Below are 795 nucleotides of genomic sequence, written 5' to 3'. Positions count from 1 at the left end.
ACTGGCGGGAAAAGTTATCGAAGCCTCGGCGGCAACCGAGCCACGTGACGAGCATGCTGCTGGTGTCGATCTGCGTCGACTTCGGCTTCTGTCTGGACTGACGCAAGCCGAAATGGCTGTTCGCATGAATGTCCAGCAAGCAGCCGTTTCAAAACTTGAAAAGGGTGGCGAAGTTCACCTGTCCACGATCAAACGCTACGTGGAAGCTCTTGGTGCGTCGTTGCGTGTAGACGCAGTCTTCCCCGCAGACGCTCGCCTTGTCCTGCGCGTGAAAGAGACATTCGACATTGAATACGGCAACGACGATCAGCTTGTCTTTCCGCTCTTGGCAGATGAGCCGTTTCGTCCGCAGAGAGATGTTGTTCTTTCCATTCGTCCGCAATATTCGGAGAAAATTATGGAAGGACGCAAAACCGTTGAGCTTCGCCGGCGATTTCCGGTTTCGGCGCCTGGCGGAACCATGGCGTATATCTATTCGACGTCGCCAATTAGGGCAATGGTCGGAATAGCCGAGATCAAGGATGTGCTGAAGCTGCCCGTGCAGCAAATCTGGTCCGAGTTTGAAGACACCGCCTTTATCGAGCGAAATGATTTTGATAGCTATTTTCAGGGTTTAGAGTTTGGTTTCGCTCTGCTCTTTGAAGATGTTAAGCCATTCTCCCGTCCCGTCCCACTCACGGAGTTACGAGAGAAATTTGGATTCGAACCACCTCAGTCATTCCTGTATGCGAGCCGCGATCTGCGAAAGGCCCTAAGAGATGACGCAACAGTCGTATCTCATTGATACGAACATCC

1 protein-coding gene is annotated in these 795 nt (G+C 52.2%); it reads left to right on the top strand.

The annotated features are described in order from the left end of the window. The coding region (locus AC1D17_RS29200; RefSeq protein ID WP_477568672.1) for a helix-turn-helix domain-containing protein at nucleotides 1–784 on the top strand (784 nt) is incomplete at its 5' end. Nucleotides 785–795: the final 11 nt, after the last annotated feature.

The organism is Pararhizobium sp. P1_E7 (assembly GCF_056405855.1).
Note: the sequence above shows the minus strand (reverse complement) of the source record. Positions and strands in the feature narration are given on the sequence as shown.